The sequence below is a fragment of the Kribbella sp. NPDC051770 genome (assembly GCF_040681455.1).
In the GTDB taxonomy this organism is placed as follows: Bacteria; Actinomycetota; Actinomycetes; order Propionibacteriales; family Kribbellaceae; genus Kribbella.
The window spans coordinates 654300-670251 of the sequence record NZ_JBFAYT010000001.1; the positions used below are offsets into that span (position 1 = coordinate 654300).

Below are 15952 nucleotides of genomic sequence, written 5' to 3' on the forward strand. Positions count from 1 at the left end.
AGCGAAGCGACTGGAGCGACGAGGGAAGACCGGGAGACAAAGCCCCATGACCCGCCGAGCGGAGCGAGGCAAAAAGTACTGCTGCTCACGACGAGTACGCCGAGTTCTCTTCGACGTACGCGTGCGACAGGTCGGTGGTGAGCACGGTCGCGGACGCGTCGCCCGCGTGCAGGTCGATCACCACGTCGATCTCCAGCCCGGACAGGTCCGCCTCGGAGCGGTCCACGCCCTTGCCGCCGGCGACGCAGATCGCCGCGCCGTTCAGGGTGATGTCGAGCAGCTGCGGGTCGAACGCGGTCGGCGCGTTGCCGACCGCCATCGCGATCCGGCCCCAGTTCGGGTCGGCGGCGAAGAAGGCGGTCTTGCAGAGGTTGTCCTCGGCAACGACCTTGGCGGCGGCGACCGCCTCGGCCTCGGTGGCGGCGTTCTTCACGGTGATGCTGACGTGCTTGGTGACGCCCTCGGCGTCGGCCTGCAGCTGCTTGACCAGGTCGCCGGCCAGCGCGGTCAGCGCGGCCTCGAACTCCTCCGGCGTCACCGTCACCCCGGACGCGCCCGAGCTGAGCAGCAGCACGGTGTCGTTGGTCGACGTTCCCCCGTCGACGTCGAGCCGGTTGAAGGTCTTGCCGACCGCGTTGCGCAGCGCGTGGTCCAGGTGCGGCTGGTCCAGGACGGCGTCGGTCGTGATCACGCTCAGCATCGTGGCCATGTTCGGCGCGCACATCCCGGCGCCCTTGGCGAACCCACCGATGCTCCAGCCGCCCTCGTGGGTGAGGAACGCCTGCTTCGGCACGTTGTCCGTGGTCATCACCGCGGTCGCGGCGGCCAGGCTGTGCTCGGCGGTGTCGCCGAGCGCGCTGACCGCGGCCGACAGGCCCGGCAGCAGCTTGTCCATCGGCAGCCGCTCACCGATCAGCCCGGTCGAGCAGACCCCGATCTCGCCCGCGCCGACGCCGAGGATCGACGCCAGCTCTTCGGCGGTCTTGTGGGTGTCCTGGAAGCCCTCCGGCCCGGTGCACGCGTTGGCGCCACCGGAGTTCAGTACGGCGGCCTTCAGCTTCCCGGCGGTCAGCACCTGCTGAGACCACAGCACCGGCGCGGCCTTCACCTTGTTCGTGGTGAAGACGCCGGCCGCGGCGTACTCCGGGCCGTCGTTGAGGACGACGGTCAGGTCGGGCTTGCCCGCGGGCTTGATCCCGGCGATCACCCCGGCCGCGCGGAAGCCGGCCGGCGCGGTGACTCCGGCGCTCCGATCGACCGAGGCGGGCGGGGTGACGGTTGCGGTCACGGGGCTACTCCTACCAGGGGAAGGGCCAGGGTCTCGTCGAGACCGGCGGCCAGGTTCATGCACTGCACGGCGGCACCGGCGGTGCCTTTGGTGAGGTTGTCGAGAGCGGCCACGACGACGACGCGGCCGGTGCGCTGGTCCAGCGCGACCTGCAGGAGCACGGTGTTCGCCCCCAGCGTGGACTGGGTCTGCGGCCACTGGCCCTCGGGCAGCAGGTGCACGAACGGCTCGTCGGCGTACGCCTGCTCGTAGACGGCGCGGAGCTGCTCGTACGTCGTACCGCCGGTGACCGGCGCGCTGGCGGTGGCCAGGATGCCGCGCGGCATCGGCGCCAGCACCGGGGTGAACGAGACGCTGACCGGGCCGTCGGTGTGCGGCGCCAGGTTCTGCTCGATCTCCGGGGTGTGCCGGTGCACGCCGCCGACGCCGTACGCCGAGACCGAGCCCATCACCTCGGCGCCGTGCAGGTTCGGCTTGGGACCCTTGCCCGCTCCCGACGTACCGCTGACAGCGACCACCACCAGTTGGGCGCTGTCGACCAGTCCGGCCTGAACGGCGGGGAGCAGGGCAAGGGTGGACACGGTGGGGTAGCAGCCCGGGACGGCGACCCGGTTGGCGCCGCGCAGTTTGTCCCGCTGGCCGGGGAGCTCCGGCAGCCCGTACGGCCAGTGGCCGGCGTGCTTGCCCCCGTAGAACTCGATCCAGGCCTCGGCGTCGACCAGCCGGAAGTCCGCGCCGCAGTCGATCACGGTGACGTCATCGCCGAGCTGCTCGGCGATTTCGGCGGACTGTCCGTGCGGGAGCGCGAGGAACACGACGTCGTGCCCGCTCAGCGTCGCCGCGGAGGTCTCTTCCAGGACCCGGCCGGCCAGCGGCGTCAGGTGCGGGTGGTGCTGCCCGAGCGTTGACCCGGCGTTACCGCCCGCGGTCAGCGCCCCGATCTCCACCTCCGGGTGCGTCGAGAGCAGCCGGAGCAGCTCTCCCCCGGCGTACCCACTGGCTCCTGCGACCGCGACCCTCAGCGTCATGTGAATGAGTATGTCAGACAACGAATGAATATCCAACCCCGTTCCGATGTCACACCCGGGTCGGTGGCGCGTGTCAGACCAGTGACCGGAGGAGGCTGACGATGGCACGGATCGGGTTGGAGCACCGGCGGACCGGGCTGGTGCGGGTGATGGAGTGGTACAGCAAGCGTAAGTACGGAGCGGTCCTCGACCCCGGCAAGGTCGCGCTGCACCACAAGGGCGTGCTCACGACCATGCTGGCGATGGAGGGGTCGGCGACGCGGTGGAAAGGCCTCGACCCGACGCTGAAGGCGCTGGCCACGATGGTGGTGTCGGCGGAGATCGGGTGCAGCTGGTGCATGGACTTCGGGTACTTCGAGTACCACCACCAGAAAGTCGATCGAGCGAAACTGCGCGATGTGCCAAGGTGGCGCGACAGTGACGTCTACAGCGACCTGGAGCGTGCGGTGATGGAGTACGCGGTAGCGGCGACGGCGACACCGCCTGCGGTGACCGACGAGCAGGTGGCGCGGCTGCAGGAGGACCTGTCCGAGGCCGACCTGGTCGAGCTGACGGCGCAGGTCGCGCTGGAGAACTACCGGTCCCGGATCAACGCGGCGCTCGGGCTGACCAGCCAGGGCTTCAAGGAGACGTGTGAGTTGAGGCCTGCATGAGCGACTCGGAACTGGCGGCGGAGTTCGCCGAGCACCGGGCGGTACTGGTCGGGGCGGCGTACCGGGTGGTCGGGAGTGTGACCGACGCGGAGGACGTCGTCCAGGAGACCTGGTTGCGGTGGTCCGCGGCCGACCGGTCAGAGGTGCGCGAGGTGCGGCCGTACCTGATCCGGATCACCACCCGGCTCGCGCTGAACCGGCTCCGCCAGCAGAAGTCGCGGCGTGAGCAGTACGTCGGGCCGTGGCTGCCGGAGCCGATCGTGGCGACGCCGGACGAGCAGGACCCGGCGGCGATCGCCGAGGTCGCCGACTCGGTGTCGATGGCGATGCTCGTCGTACTGGAGACGCTGTCACCGCTGGAGCGGGCGGCGTTCGTGCTGCGGGAGGTGTTCGACCTGCCGTTCGCGGAGATCGCGGACACGCTCGGGCGGTCGGAGGCCGCCGTACGGCAGCTCGCGCACCGGGCGCGCGAGCACGTGCACGCGCGGCAGCCGCGGCACCGGGTCGACAAGGCGCGGCACCAGGAGCTGACCAACCGCTTCATGGCGGCGGCCGGCTCCGGGGACCTCGACGACGTGGTGGCGATGCTCGCGCCGGACGTCGAGCTGGTCAGCGACGGCGGCGGCAAGCGCAAGGCCGCGCTCCGGCCGCTGTACGGCGCCGACAAGGTCGCGCGCTGGCTGGTCGCGGTGATCTCGGCGCCGGAGAACGCCGGGATGACGTTCGGCACCACGCTGCTGAACGGCGAGGTCGCCTACCTGGCCTACGCCGGCGACGAGGTCGACACCGCGGGTTTCCTGCAGCTCGACGAGAACGGCCTGATCAGCCACATCTACGTCGTCCGCAACCCCGACAAGCTGACCGGCGTGCCCGGCCGCGATCATCTACTCTAGGTGCAAATCAGTCGCATCTGGAGGTTTGCGGTGGAGTACGTCGTGATCGAGCCGGACGCGGTCTCGGAGCCGGGCCTGCGAGCCGACCTGCTCGACACCTGGATCGCCGCCACCGACGCCGGCGGCAGCGTCGGCTTCACCGCACCCGCGCCGGTCCACCAGGTCGCCGAGACACTCGACCTCGCACTGGAGCGGGTCGCAGCCGGGCGCGACCTGCTCGGCGTACTGCACAACGGCGACCGGTACGTCGGCATGGGCCTCCTCGTCGCGAACTCCGGCAGCCTCAGCTCGCACTGGCGCACGGTGCTCCGCGTGATGGTCCACCCGAAGTACCAGGCCGCCGGCGCGGGCCGCCTCCTGATGACCGGCCTGCGAGGTTCGGCCGAGCAGCTCGGTCTGGAACAGCTCATGCTCACCATCCGCGACGGCAGCACCCTCGACGCGTTCTACACCAAACTCGGCTACCGCGTCGTCGGCTCCCACCCCCGCGCCGTCCGCGTCACCGAAACGGACTACCGCGACGAGATCATGCTGGTCACGGACCTGAACCGCTCCTAGGTTGCTGGACCGGGCCCCGCTCCTCAGTGGGGCCCGGTCCAGAGTGGGGCTCAGCCTCGGCGGCGGAGGAGGGAGACGCCGAGGGCGGCGAGGAGGGCGCCGAGGGTGAGGAGCATGGGGGATGGACCGCCGGCGTCGGGGAGGGCCGCGGTGGGGGCGCCGCCACCCGCGCCGCTTCCGGTGGGTGGTTGCTCGGGTGGCTGGCCGCCGACGACGATCTTCAGCTGGGACTCGACCGTGGTGGCGTCGGTGTCGGTGACGCGGTAGGCGGTCTTGGCGATGCCGCCGAAGGTGCGGTCGGGAATCAGGCGGATCGTGCCGTCGGGCAGGACCGTCCAGACCCCGGCGGCGTTCGTGAGGGTCCGTACGCAGGTCGCCGTCCCGGTCGCCAGGCAGACCGTCGTGGGGATCCAGGACGCGCCCTCGGTCGCGGTGTCGTTCAGGAGCGGGTTGACGACGACCGGGCTGCCCGGGGTGGACGTCCCGCCGTCCGGTACGGCCTTCGCGGTCAGCGGCGCGGTGACGGTGATCTCCAGCCGCGCGGTGTCCGAGGTGCCGTTCTTGTCGGTGACCCGGTAGCCCACCGCGCGCGTCGTACCGCTGAAACCGCCCGCGGGATTGAACGCCACCGTCCCGTCCGCGGCGACGGTGAACGAGCCCTCGCCCGGGATCGTCACGGTCTTCTTGTCCTTGCCGTCGGCCGGGTCCCGTACGACGACCGACGCCGGATCGAGCGGCGCCAACGGATCGCCCGCCTTGTCGTTGTCGAGCACCGCGACGACCACGACCTTCCCGTACGCCGTACTCGCGCTGTCATCGACAGCGACCGGCCGCACCGGCTGCACCGTCACCGCGACCGTCGACCGCGCCGCGTTCCGGTTGCTGTCCTTCACCTCGTACCGCGTCGGCTTGCTCGTCCCCGTGAACGCTGCCGCCGGGCTGAACGTGATCTTGCCATCGGCAACAACCAGCGCGCCCTGCTCCGGGATCGTCACCTTCTTGACCAGGTCACCGTCAGCCCCGACCAGCAGCAACGACGCCGGGTCGAGCTTCGCGCCCGGACCGGGCTTGTCGTTGGCCAGCGGGTCGAAGACGACCGGCATCCCCTGCTTCGTCTTCTCCCGGTCCGGCTGCGCGACCGGCCGGGCATCGACCGTCACCGTCAGCGTCGCCGTACCGGTGCTGCCGTTCTTGTCGCTCACCTGGTACGTCACCGGAGTCGCCGCACCGGTCAGCCCGTCCGACGGCACCAGCCGCACTCCCCCGTCGGGCTGCGCCGTCCACACCCCCTGCCCGGCGACCTGCAGCGACGACACCGGATCACCGGTCGCCGGATCGATCACCCGCACCGACTCCGGTACCAGCGGCGCGCTCGCGTCACCCGCCTTGTCGTTGCCGAGCACCGCCACCGTGATCGCCGTGTCGTACGCCGTCGCCGCGGTGTCGTCGACGAGCACCGGCTCGATCCGGCTCACCGTCACGGTCGCGGTCGAGGCGGCCTTGTTCCCGCTCGTGTCGGTGACCTGGTAACCGATCGCGCTCCGCCCGCTGAACGTCGGCACCGGCCTGAACTTGATCTCGCCGGTCACCGCGTCGGCCTCGAACGTGCCCTGTCCGGCGATGGTCACCTTGCGGTCCCAGGCCCGGATCGCCGAGGTGCCGAAGATCTGCACCGACGTCTTCTGCAGCTCGGCCGCCGTACCGGGCAGGTCGTTGGCCAGCGGGTTGAACGTCACCGCGCCGTTCTGCTTGGTCGTGACGCTGTCCGGCTTCGCCTCCGGCCCCTTGCCGACCGTGAGGAAGAGCAACCCTTCGGCCGTCGTCCCGTTGTCGTCGGTGATCCGGTACGTCGCCGGCGTCGTCACGCCCTGGTAGTCCTTGACCGGCGTGAACGTCACCTTCCCGGTCTTGTCCGCGACGTACGTGCCCTCACGCGGCTGCGTCACCGTCGCCCGGTACTTCCCGTCCGCCGGATCCTTCAGCAGCAGGCTCCCCGGCACCAGCGGCGCGCTCGCGTCACCCGGCTTGTCGTTGGCCAGCACATCGACGGTGATCGCCTGGTTGTACGGCGTGATCGCGGAGTCGTCGACCGTGAACGGATCGATCGGCGTCGTACTCAGCAGCAGCGTCGCGGTCGCCACCGACTTGTTGCTGTCGGCAACACGATAGGTGATCGGCTTTCCCTTGCCGCGGAACGCCGGCAGCGGGTCGAACTGCACCGCGCCGCTGTCCTGCACGGTGTACGTCCCCTGCCCGGCGACGGTCAGCGTCTTCCCGAACGAGGCCCTGGCGCCGTCTCGAAGCAGGACCGACGCCGGATCGAGCTTTGCGTCCGTCCCGGGGCTGTCGTTGCTCAGCACGTTCGCTGTGACGGTCACGTCCTGCAGCGTCGAGGCCGTGTCCGGTCGCGCGACCGGCGGCGCGCCGACGGTGATCCGCACGACCGCGGTCGCCGGCGTCCCGTTGTCGTCGGCAACCTGATAGGTCAGGTCACTCGCCGACCCGCTGAACCCGACGGCCGGATCGAACACCACCACACCACCGCGCGCGGTGTACACCCCCTGCCCCCGCACGCTCACCGACGGCTTGAACACTCCGTCCGCCGGATCCTCGAGCCGCAGACTGCCCGGCACCAGCGGCGCCGTCACGTCCCCGGCCTTGTCGTTGGCCAGCACGCGCACCGTCGCCGTCACGTCGTACGGCGTCGTCGCGCTGTCATCGACCGCGACCGGCGTCACCGGCGTCACGGTGACCGCGATCGTCGACCGCGCCGGCTGGTCGAACCAGTCAGACACCCGGTAGGTCAGCGTCGTCGCCGTCCCGGTGTACGCCGGGACCGGGTCGAACTCGACCGTCCCCAGCGGGTCGACGCTCCACCGCCCCTGCCCCGGGACGGTGACGGCCTTGCGCAGCGAACCGTCGGCCGGGTCGATCAGGACCACGCTGAGCGGGTCGAGCCCGGTCCCCTCCCCGGCGAGATCGTTGGCCAGGGCATCGATTCGGAGCGGTACGTCCTGCGCCGTCCGGCCGGTGTCGGGTTTCGCGACCGGCGGTGGGGGTTTCGCGATCGTGACGGTCAGCGCCGCCCCCGCGGGCGTCCCGTTGACGTCCAGCACCGTGTACGCGAGCGACGTCAGGACGCCGGTGAACGACGGCAGCGGATCGACCTCGACGGTGCCGTCCGGCTTGGCGGTGAAGGTCGCCTCGCCGTCGACCACGACCACCTGGCGCGGCACCTCGCCGACCGGGTCGATCAGCCGCAGTGTCGTCGGGACCAGCGGCAGCGCCGGGTCGCCCGCGGTGTCGTTGGCCAGCACGCGGACCGTCACGTTCGTGTCGTACGCCGTACTGGCGGTGTCGTCGGTCGCATCGGGCTGGACCCGGGTCACCTCGACACTCAGCGTCGTCGCGCCGACCGCCTTGTTGCCGTCGGCCACCTGGTACCGGACCGGGGTCGCCTTGCCGTGGAACGCAGGCACCGGCTCGAACAGGATCCGGCCGTCCGACCGCGTCGAGTACTTGCCCTGACCCGGCACGACCAGCGAGGTCCCCGGCTCGGCGCGCCCGGCCGGGACCAGCCGCACGCTCTCGGGATCGAGCTCAGCGCCGGTCGGACCGGGCTTGTCGTTGGCCAGCACCGACGCGTACGCCGGGGTGCCCTGCAGCGTCGTCAGGGTGTCCGGGTTCGCCACCGGCGGCCCGGGAGCGTCGACACTGACCACGAGCTGCGCGCGGGCGGCCGTCCCGTTCTTGTCGAGCACCTGGTAGCCGAGCGGGGTCGTGCTGCCCTGGAACCCGGTCGCCGGCGCGAACACGATCTTGCCGTCGGCAACCTGGAACTCGCCCTGCCGCGCGACCACGACCTTGGTCACCAACTTGCCGGTCTTCGGGTCGACGAGCGCCAGCGACGCCGGGTCGAGCGGGGCGTCCGGCGATCCGGCCAGGTCGTTGTCGAGCACCGCAACCACGGCGTTGGTGTCGAACGGCGTACTCACCGAGTCGCCGAGCGCCTTCGGGACGACCGGCGTGACCGTGACGGTCAGCGTCGACTCGGTGAGCTGGCCGGTGCTGTCGGCGACCCGGTACCCGATCGTGGTCGCGACGCCGGTGAACCGCGGCAGCGGGACGAAGTCGACCCCGCCGTCCGGCTTGACCGTGTAGCTGCCCTGGTTCGGGACGACGACCTTCTTCTTGAACGCCGGGTCGGCCTGCGCGGTGCCACCGGCCGGGTCGCGCAGCTCGACCGTCCTGGGGTCGAGGCTGACGCCGGGCGCGGCCTGGTCGTTGGCCAGCGGGATGATCCCGAGGCTGACGTTCTGCGCGGTGGTCGCGGTGTCCGGTGCGGCGACCGGCTTGGCCGGCAGCGCGACAGTCACGATCAGCCGCGCGGTGGCCTTCGCGCCGTTGCTGTCGGCAACGCGGTAGGTGACCGGCTCGGCGACGCCGACGAACCCCGGCACCGGGTCGAAGTCGATCCGGCCGTCCGGTGTCGCGACGTACTTGCCGCGACCGACCACGTTGACCATCTGGCGACAGGCTGTCCCGTCGACCAGGCACAGCGAGCTCGGCTGCAGCGGCGTGCTCGGGTCGCCGGCCTTGTCGTTGCGCAGTACATCGGTCGTGACACCGGTGTCGTACGGCGTACCGACGAGGTCGTCGACGGCGACCGGCGGAGGCGGTGGAACGATCGTCAGCGCGTAGTCCTCGACCTCGCCGGAGTCGGCGGCGCCAGTCGGTTTCCCGACCTGTGCCGACGAGTAGCCGGCACGGATCCGCGCGGTCGTCGGCCCGGCCGGTCCGAGCTTGGCGAGCTTCGTCCAGCTCAGCGTCGTCTCGCCCTGCCCGGCCGCGAACGTCGAGCAGGCCCGCTCGGCGGCCGCGAAGCTGCCGTTGCGGTCGAGATCGATCCAGCCGCAGACCTCACCCGGCTTCGAGGCACCGCTCAGAGCCACCGGTACGGCGTACGACGTCGCGCTGGTGAGCAGCGGGCCGAAGGTGACACCGTCGTCGCCCTGGTCGGCGGTCGCCGGACCGGTCGTCGCGTTGGCGCTGGTCGCGTTGTCCTCGGTCGCGTCGGCGCCGATCCGCAGGTCGCTCAGCACCGACCAGGCCGCGCCGTACGATGCGGCGGCGTCGCCGAAATCCTCGCCGACCGAGGCGACCACCGAGAACGCGTCGGCCGAGCTCTTGGTGTTGAACGCGGGGAGCTTCGGGTGCTTGGTGAAGACGGCGGTCAGGTCGAAGCTGATCGTGGTGGCGACGCCGTTCACCTGGACCGAGCCGCAGGCGGCGGTCGCGGTGGCGTCGAGGCCGTCGCCGGTGTCGGTGTTCACGCAGTTCGGGCCGGCGTCGTGGTTGGCGGCGGTGACCGTGTCGCTGGTGACGGCGAGGTTGTTGCCCTGGCCGATCTTGCGCAGGCTGAGGCCGGCGGTGCCGAGCTTGAGCACGGTGTGCAGCTCGGACTGGCCGCGCGGCTGACCGTTCACGGACTGCGTCGACGAGCCGCCAATCCCGGCGAAGTGGAGGACCGGGTTGCGGACCGGCTGAGAGAAGGTGATCGTCAGCGTGCCGCGGTTGCCGCAACTGCCGACCGCGGCGCAGTCGCCGGTGTTGACGAGCAGGTCCTGCGCGGGGGTCGTCGAGGCGACGGCGGGCTGGTAGGTGCTCGCGGAGAGACCGCGGACGCCGGCGGTCGTTGCGTCGAGCAACTCGGTACGGCCGGTGACGGCGATCGTCTGGGTCAGGCCCGAGCCCGGCATCGTGGCGGTCGCCGTGGCGGCCTGGGTGAACGGTGCCGAGGGCACCTGGTACCCGGCGGCCGGCGTACCGGCCAGGAGCACAGCAAGGATCAGCAGAACCGCCAGTACCGGCCGGGTTCGCCCCCAGGTCCTGCCCACTCTTCCGCCCCTCCCCATGACGCACGTCCTGCATCGCGTTGGCACCGGGGCGAAACGGGCCAGCGCAGAGACAACGCTCCACGCGGAGTAGATGTTACGCGGGAATCAGCGCCTCAGTTCGTAAATCTGGACGTGCTGCTCGCGATGTCTCAGGTGGGCCAGGTGGGCCAGCCGTGGGGACACTGGGCCGTCGTACAGGTCGGCGTACAGCCAGCGGACGGAGTACTGATCACGGAGGCGACGCAGGACCTCCGGCGTCGGGGCGTCGAGCGCCTGATTGGTCAGCTGAACGCGGTCCGGCCAGGGCGATGGCTGGTTCGTGTAGCGCTTGCCGCCGACGCCCTGCCTGCTCATCGCCTGGCCGGCGTAGGCCCAGCCCTCGATCAGCGTCCGGCGACCGGCGATGCCGCTGACGATGTAGCCGCGCGCGTCGCAGCCCGGTCGCTGCGACCCGGCCGGACGGCACCAGGTGTTGGTCGCGACGACGTCGTCAGGGCGCGAGTTGCGGGCCAGCCAGAGCGCGGCCCTGGCTTCGTCGGGGTGCACGCGCCACTGGGCGGAGGTGAACGACTTGGTCTGGTCGCTGGCCGTCGCCCGGACGCCGATCGCGAGCGCGCCGGCCGCTGGGATCGCGAGGATCGTTGCCAGGACAACCACTCCCCCGAGCCCGGCCAAGCCGGCTAGTCGCTTGGCGGCGACCGGCCAGAGGAGGGTCAGCACGACGGTGATCGCGAAGACGGCGATCAGCGGTCGGGCGACGAGGACGACCCGGTCGAGCTGTTCGCCGGTCGGTCGGGTCTTGGACAGGTGGAGCGCGGCCGCGTAGACGAAGCCGAGTCCGGCGGCCAGCACCCCGACGGTGATCGCCGCCCGGCGTCGGTCCTCGATCTGCTTGAACCCGAGCGCGGCCAGCCAGGCGATCGCGGCCAAGCTGATCGGGACGACGCTGCGGACGAAGTACGACTCGCTGGCGGACGGGTGGTCGACCAGGAGGTACGCGGCCCAGCCGGCGACCAGCCCACCGAGCAGGAACCAGCCGAGTGGGTCCTGTCGGAGCTCACGACGTCCGAGCAGCCCGTAGCCGGCCAGCGCGACCGCCTGGGCGATCAGCATCAGTGCGAGCACGACCAGTGCGCCGACGATCGACAGGAAGCGGCCGGAGGTGAGTGCGGGCAGGATGAGCCCGCCGCCACCGGCCGGAGTCGCGTCGCCGGTTGCTGCTCGGTAGCCGGCCTGCAGCTTGACGATCGCGAGTAGCTGGAGGCCGGAGCCGCTGGTGCTTCCGGCAACGGTCAGCAGTGTGCCGATGGCGGAGGCGACCAGTACGGCGGCCGCCGCGACGAAGCGCAGCGGCAGCTTGCGGTCGCGGATCAGGACGAAGAGGGCGGACAGGCCGACCGCGCCGACGAGGATCGGCAGGATCGTGGGCTTGGAGCCACCGCCGACCACCGCGACCGAGAAGGCCAGCACCCACAGGCCTTTCGGCTGCCGGCCACGGAAGAGCAGCTCGATGAGGAACACGGCGGCCGCCGTACCGGCGAGCATGCCGAAGGTCTGCGACGGGCTGATCAGGCTGAACGGCGGTGCGAGGTCCACACCGTTGTCGATGAACAGCGCGAGCTGCGGCGCGGCCACGGCGACCGCGACGAGGACGCCGGTCCACCAGGCCCGGCTGACCGCGCGGGCGAGCGTGGCGAAGACCAGGAGGCCCACGACCAGCAGCGGCAACAGCCAGAGCCGGTAGAGCACCAGGATCGGCGACAGCCGGGTGATGTCGACTGCTCCGGCCATGTCGGCGTTGGCGAACCAGTGGTAGTCCAGCGCGAGCCCGGCGACCTGTGGCAGCTGCGGCGGCACTGACCGGGTCAGCTCGTTCACCATCGACAGGTGGAACAGCAGGTCCGGGTAGTACGCCGTACCGGTCGGAGGCATCGGGTGGTACGCGTAGACGCCGAACGTCGCGCCGCCGAGCATGACGGCGGCCGCGGCGGCCAGACCCCACGTCCACGCCAGCGGCAGCGGCTTGGGGTCAGCGATCCGCCAGTGCCTGCGCAGACCCGGTACTGCGGCGAACAATGCGAGGAGCAGCACCGGCCAGACCACCAGCATTTGCTGCCATCCGACCAGGGTGAACAGGGCCCAGCCGAGCAGCTGATACGTGAACCCGACGACAGCGCCGAGGCCGAGGTCCTCGGCCCAGTTGCCCTTGCTGCGCCAGAGCGCGCGCAGCAGGAGCACACCGGGCAGTGCGACGCCGGCTGCGAAGTACGCGGCGTACCGCAGGATTGCTGTCACCGGTACGTCGGCCATGAGCAGGCCGACCAGTGCGACGACCAGCGGCAGCAACCACGGCAGCAGCCGGGTCATCGGTCGGGCGGAGCGTTCCGTCGGACCGGCGGGAAGGTCGACGAGGACGGTCAAGTTCTTGCGGGTTCTCGTTCCAGCACCTGGTGGCCGGCGTCGTCCAGACTGTCGTAGCCGACCAGGAACTGCGGCCGTTTCTGACTCGACTGGAACAGGCGGGCGACGTACTCCCCCAGGAGACCGAGGCACAGCAGCTGGATCGCGCCGATCACCGCGACGGCCAGCACCGTCGACGTCCAGCCGGGAATGCTCTGGCCGGTCAGCTTGATCACCAGCGCGCCGATCACGAACGCCACCGACAGCAGCCCGCCGAACAGACCGAGCCAGGTCGCCAGCCGCAGCGGCGCCGCCGAGAACGCGGTCACGCTGTCGAACGCGAGCCGGAGCATCTTGCGCAGGTTGTACTTCGTGACCCCGGCGGCGCGTTCGGCCCGCACGTACGCGACCTCGGCGCTGGGGAATCCGAGCCACGGAATCACCAGCCGGAACACCCGCCCGTCCTCGGGCAGCGCGTTCACCGCGTCGACCACCCGGCGCGAGACCAGCCGAAAGTCGGCGGCGTCGAACGGAATGTCCTTACCGACCAGCCGGCACATCAAGCGGTAGTACATCCGGGCCGTGGTGCGTTTGGCCCAGCTGTCGCTGGAGCGGTCCGAGCGGACGCCGTACACGACGTCGACGTCCTTCTCGCGGGCGGTCGCGAGCAGCTCGGCGATCACCTCGGGCGGGTCCTGCAGGTCGGCGTCGATGGTGACCAGATGGTTGCCGCGGGCCCGCCGGAAGCCGGCCGAGATGGCCGCCTGGTGGCCGGAGTTGCGGAGCAGGCGGACCAGCCGCAGCTGCGGCCAGTCGGCCGCTGCCGCGAGCAGCATCGCCGCGGTGTCGTCGCGGCTGCCGTCGTCGACGACGAGGAGCTCGTAGCTGACGCCGAGACCGTCCAGCAGCGGGCGCATCCGGTCGAAGAAGATCGGCAGCACCTCTTGCTCGTCGTACATCGGCACGACGACGGACAGGTCAGGAACCTGCGCGCCCATCGGTGCCACCCCCCAGCAGAGTTCTGTTCACATCAGATAAGAACGTCCGAAGATGAGAAAAAGATGCTTCCGTCGGAGAACTGGCAGCTACTTGCAGGTGATTCGTGACACCCGTCGGCGTGTCTCGCGCCGAAGTCACGACTCCGAGACCGCGACGGCGCCGGTCCGGCGCGGATCGCCGACCGCCTGCAGGCCGGTCTCCGGGTCCCAGAACGCGGCCGCGACCCCGCCGAAGTACATCGAGTGCGGAGGCATCGGGCGGATCGGCAGGCTGGTGGTCGCGCCGGTGACGTCGAGGTCGTCCTCGTAGTCGACGACGACGTCCGCGCGGACCCGGACGTGCAGCCGCGGGTGCTCGACCGCCTCGTCGAGCGGCAGCCCGCCGTGGGTGTAGAGCGCGTAGGTCTGCGCGATCGCGGTCGGGATCCGGTCCGAGCCCGGCGAGCTGATCGCGAGCACCGCGCCGTCGCGGTCGCGGCGGGCGACGCTAGGCGCCATGTTCGAGGTGAGCCGGGTGCCGGGCGCGAGGCTGTGCGGGCCGCCGGCCAGCAGCTCCTGCTCGCCGAGGGCGTTGTTGAGCCAGATGCCGGTGCCGGGGGTCATCACGCCGGAGCCGTAACCAGACGAGACCGTGATGGCGCAGGCGTCACCCTCGTCGTCGACGACCGAGACCGTCGCCGTACTGGGTGAGGTGAGTGCGCGCAGATCACCGGCCGAAGCGAGGTCGAGCAGCTTCTGGCCTTCGAGGCGGCGAACATCTTCTTCGTCGAGCTCGGCCAGACGCCGGCCGAACACCGCGTGCTGGACCTCGACCAGACGCTCGAGCTCGGCCGGGTTCCACCCGCCCTGCACCGGTACGCCGTCGAGCAGCGCCAGCATCGCGGCGACCGCGACCCCGCCGACGGCCGGCGGAGGGTTGGTCGCGAGGCTCCAGCCGTTCTGCTTGACGACCAGCGCCGGACGGACGATCGCCTCGTACGCCGCCAGGTCCTCGGCGGTCAGGATCCCGTCGTTGGCGTGCATGTCGTGCACGAGCAGGCGCGCGAGCTCGCCGGTGTACATGGTCTCGGCGCCCTCGGCCGCGATCAGCTCCAGCGCCGCGGCCAGCTCGGGGATCACGACGGTGCTGCCCGCCTTGATCACCTCGCCGTCGCCGTCGTGCACGACACCGTGACTCGGCTGGTGCCAGCCGAAGATGATGTCGTGGGTGTAGCCGAGGTAGTACCCAGAGGTGCGGCTCAACGTGAACCCCTCCCGGGCGACCTCGATCGCGGGCCTGACAACCTCGCGCCAGGGCGCTTTCCCGGACCGGCGGTGCGCGAGGTCGAGCGCCTTCATCCCACCCGGTGTCGCCACCGACCCGTGGCCCACGGTGGTCGTCGTACCGCCGCCGTAGTCGGTGGTCACGTCCCAGATCCCACGCCCGAACCGCTCGTCCGGCAACCCACGGCCGGGCATCTCCACCCACCCGTCGATCGTCACCGGCTCGCCACCGGCAACCTGCAACGTGACGAACCCACCGGACGCCGGCGAGACGACACCGATCTCGTTCACCATCGTGACGAGCGTGGCCGCGATCGCGGCATCCACCGCGTTCCCGCCTTCAGCAGCCACCCGCACACCCGCGTCAGCCGCGGCTTTGTTGGGCGCCGCCACCGCCACCCGAGGATGCGCCCCCATCAGCCGCGCCCCCCGCCGAGCCGCCCCGCCACCACGCTGCGCACCCGCACCCCGGCACCCGTCAGCGCACCTTGCGCCGCCACCGCACCGCACAACCGCACGCCCGCACGCATCGGCGCATCTCGCCTCGCCAACGCACCGCGCACCGGCGTACTAGCACCCCGGCGCTCGTCACCGCATCGCGCCCCACCACCACGCCGCGCATCGGCACCCGCCATCACACCTCGCACCGTCACCGGCAGGCGATCGGCCTCGGCACCGGAGCCGGCCGAGCACCGGGACCTTGAACACCATCCCGGGACCGCGGACAACGTATTACCTGTCCCAGGCCCCGGTTTGGTGTTCAAGCCCCCGGCATCAGCCGCAGCCTTGTTGGGAGCCGCAACTGCTCCGCGGGGGTGGGAGGCCATCAGCCGGCGGCGCGAACCTGATCCCGAGCGCGGCGGTGCCACCCCGCACCCGTCCATGCCCGCGGATTTGGCGGGGGATTGGGGCGAGGTTGGGGCCGGGCTGTTTCTGGGGAAGCGACGCGGGGTAGGGGGGGGATATGGGGGTCG

At 71.1% G+C, this 15952-nt stretch carries 9 protein-coding genes; 3 read left to right on the plus strand and 6 right to left on the minus strand.

The genetic code is table 11. The annotated features are described in order from the left end of the window. Positions 1–85: 85 nt before the first annotated feature. Positions 86–1288 (minus strand): bifunctional glutamate N-acetyltransferase/amino-acid acetyltransferase ArgJ, encoded by a 1203-nt coding sequence (gene argJ, locus AB0M01_RS03040; RefSeq protein WP_363665184.1) that lies wholly within the window; start codon positions 1286–1288, stop codon positions 86–88. Beyond that, positions 1285–2316 (minus strand): N-acetyl-gamma-glutamyl-phosphate reductase, encoded by a 1032-nt coding sequence (gene argC, locus AB0M01_RS03045; protein ID WP_363665185.1) that lies wholly within the window; start codon positions 2314–2316, stop codon positions 1285–1287. The genes argJ and argC overlap by 4 nt, the downstream gene beginning before the upstream one ends. A 101-nt stretch (positions 2317–2417) precedes the next feature. Between argC and AB0M01_RS03050 the strand changes: the two genes are divergently transcribed. Genes AB0M01_RS03050 through AB0M01_RS03060 form a run of 3 tightly spaced genes read left to right on the plus strand, consistent with a single transcriptional unit; the run spans position 2418 to position 4420 of the window. Beyond that, complete coding sequence (locus tag AB0M01_RS03050; RefSeq protein WP_363665186.1) at positions 2418–2969, plus strand: carboxymuconolactone decarboxylase family protein; 552 nt, start codon at positions 2418–2420, stop codon at positions 2967–2969. Continuing rightward, a complete protein-coding gene (locus tag AB0M01_RS03055) occupies positions 2966–3862 on the plus strand; it encodes an RNA polymerase sigma-70 factor (protein WP_363665187.1) in 897 nt (298 codons plus the stop codon). The genes AB0M01_RS03050 and AB0M01_RS03055 overlap by 4 nt, the downstream gene beginning before the upstream one ends. Before the next feature lie 30 nt (positions 3863–3892). After that, positions 3893–4420, plus strand: a complete 528-nt coding sequence (locus AB0M01_RS03060; protein WP_363665188.1) for a GNAT family N-acetyltransferase — start codon at positions 3893–3895, stop codon at positions 4418–4420. 50 nt (positions 4421–4470) lie between these two features. On the opposite strand, the gene AB0M01_RS03065 is transcribed toward AB0M01_RS03060, so the two are convergent. From AB0M01_RS03065 to AB0M01_RS03080, 4 genes are all read right to left on the minus strand, one after another. After that, positions 4471–10317 (minus strand): Ig-like domain-containing protein, encoded by a 5847-nt coding sequence (locus AB0M01_RS03065; RefSeq protein WP_363665189.1) that lies wholly within the window; start codon positions 10315–10317, stop codon positions 4471–4473. Positions 10318–10422: 105 nt separating this feature from the next. Continuing rightward, a complete protein-coding gene (locus AB0M01_RS03070) occupies positions 10423–12684 on the minus strand; it encodes a hypothetical protein (protein ID WP_363665190.1) in 2262 nt (753 codons plus the stop codon). Between the two features lie 50 nt (positions 12685–12734). Next, entirely contained in the window at positions 12735–13715 is a 981-nt protein-coding gene (locus AB0M01_RS03075; RefSeq protein WP_363665191.1) for a glycosyltransferase family 2 protein, read from the minus strand. 135 nt (positions 13716–13850) lie between these two features. Further along, on the minus strand, positions 13851–15395 hold the full coding sequence (locus tag AB0M01_RS03080; RefSeq protein WP_363665192.1) for a gamma-glutamyltransferase: 1545 nt from the start codon (positions 15393–15395) through the stop codon (positions 13851–13853). Positions 15396–15952: the final 557 nt, after the last annotated feature.

Bases quoted from the DNA above. Each gene is read 5' to 3' on its own strand.
- argC (WP_363665185.1), bottom strand. From the start codon at position 2,316: ATGACGCTGAGGGTCGCGGTCGCAGGAGCCAGTGGGTACGCCGGGGGA.
- AB0M01_RS03050 (WP_363665186.1), top strand. From the start codon at position 2,418: ATGGCACGGATCGGGTTGGAGCACCGGCGGACCGGGCTGGTGCGGGTG.
- AB0M01_RS03055 (WP_363665187.1), top strand. From the start codon at position 2,966: ATGAGCGACTCGGAACTGGCGGCGGAGTTCGCCGAGCACCGGGCGGTA.
- AB0M01_RS03070 (WP_363665190.1), bottom strand. From the start codon at position 12,684: ATGACCCGGCTGCTGCCGTGGTTGCTGCCGCTGGTCGTCGCACTGGTC.
- AB0M01_RS03075 (WP_363665191.1), bottom strand. From the start codon at position 13,715: ATGGGCGCGCAGGTTCCTGACCTGTCCGTCGTCGTGCCGATGTACGAC.
- AB0M01_RS03080 (WP_363665192.1), bottom strand. From the start codon at position 15,395: ATGGGGGCGCATCCTCGGGTGGCGGTGGCGGCGCCCAACAAAGCCGCG.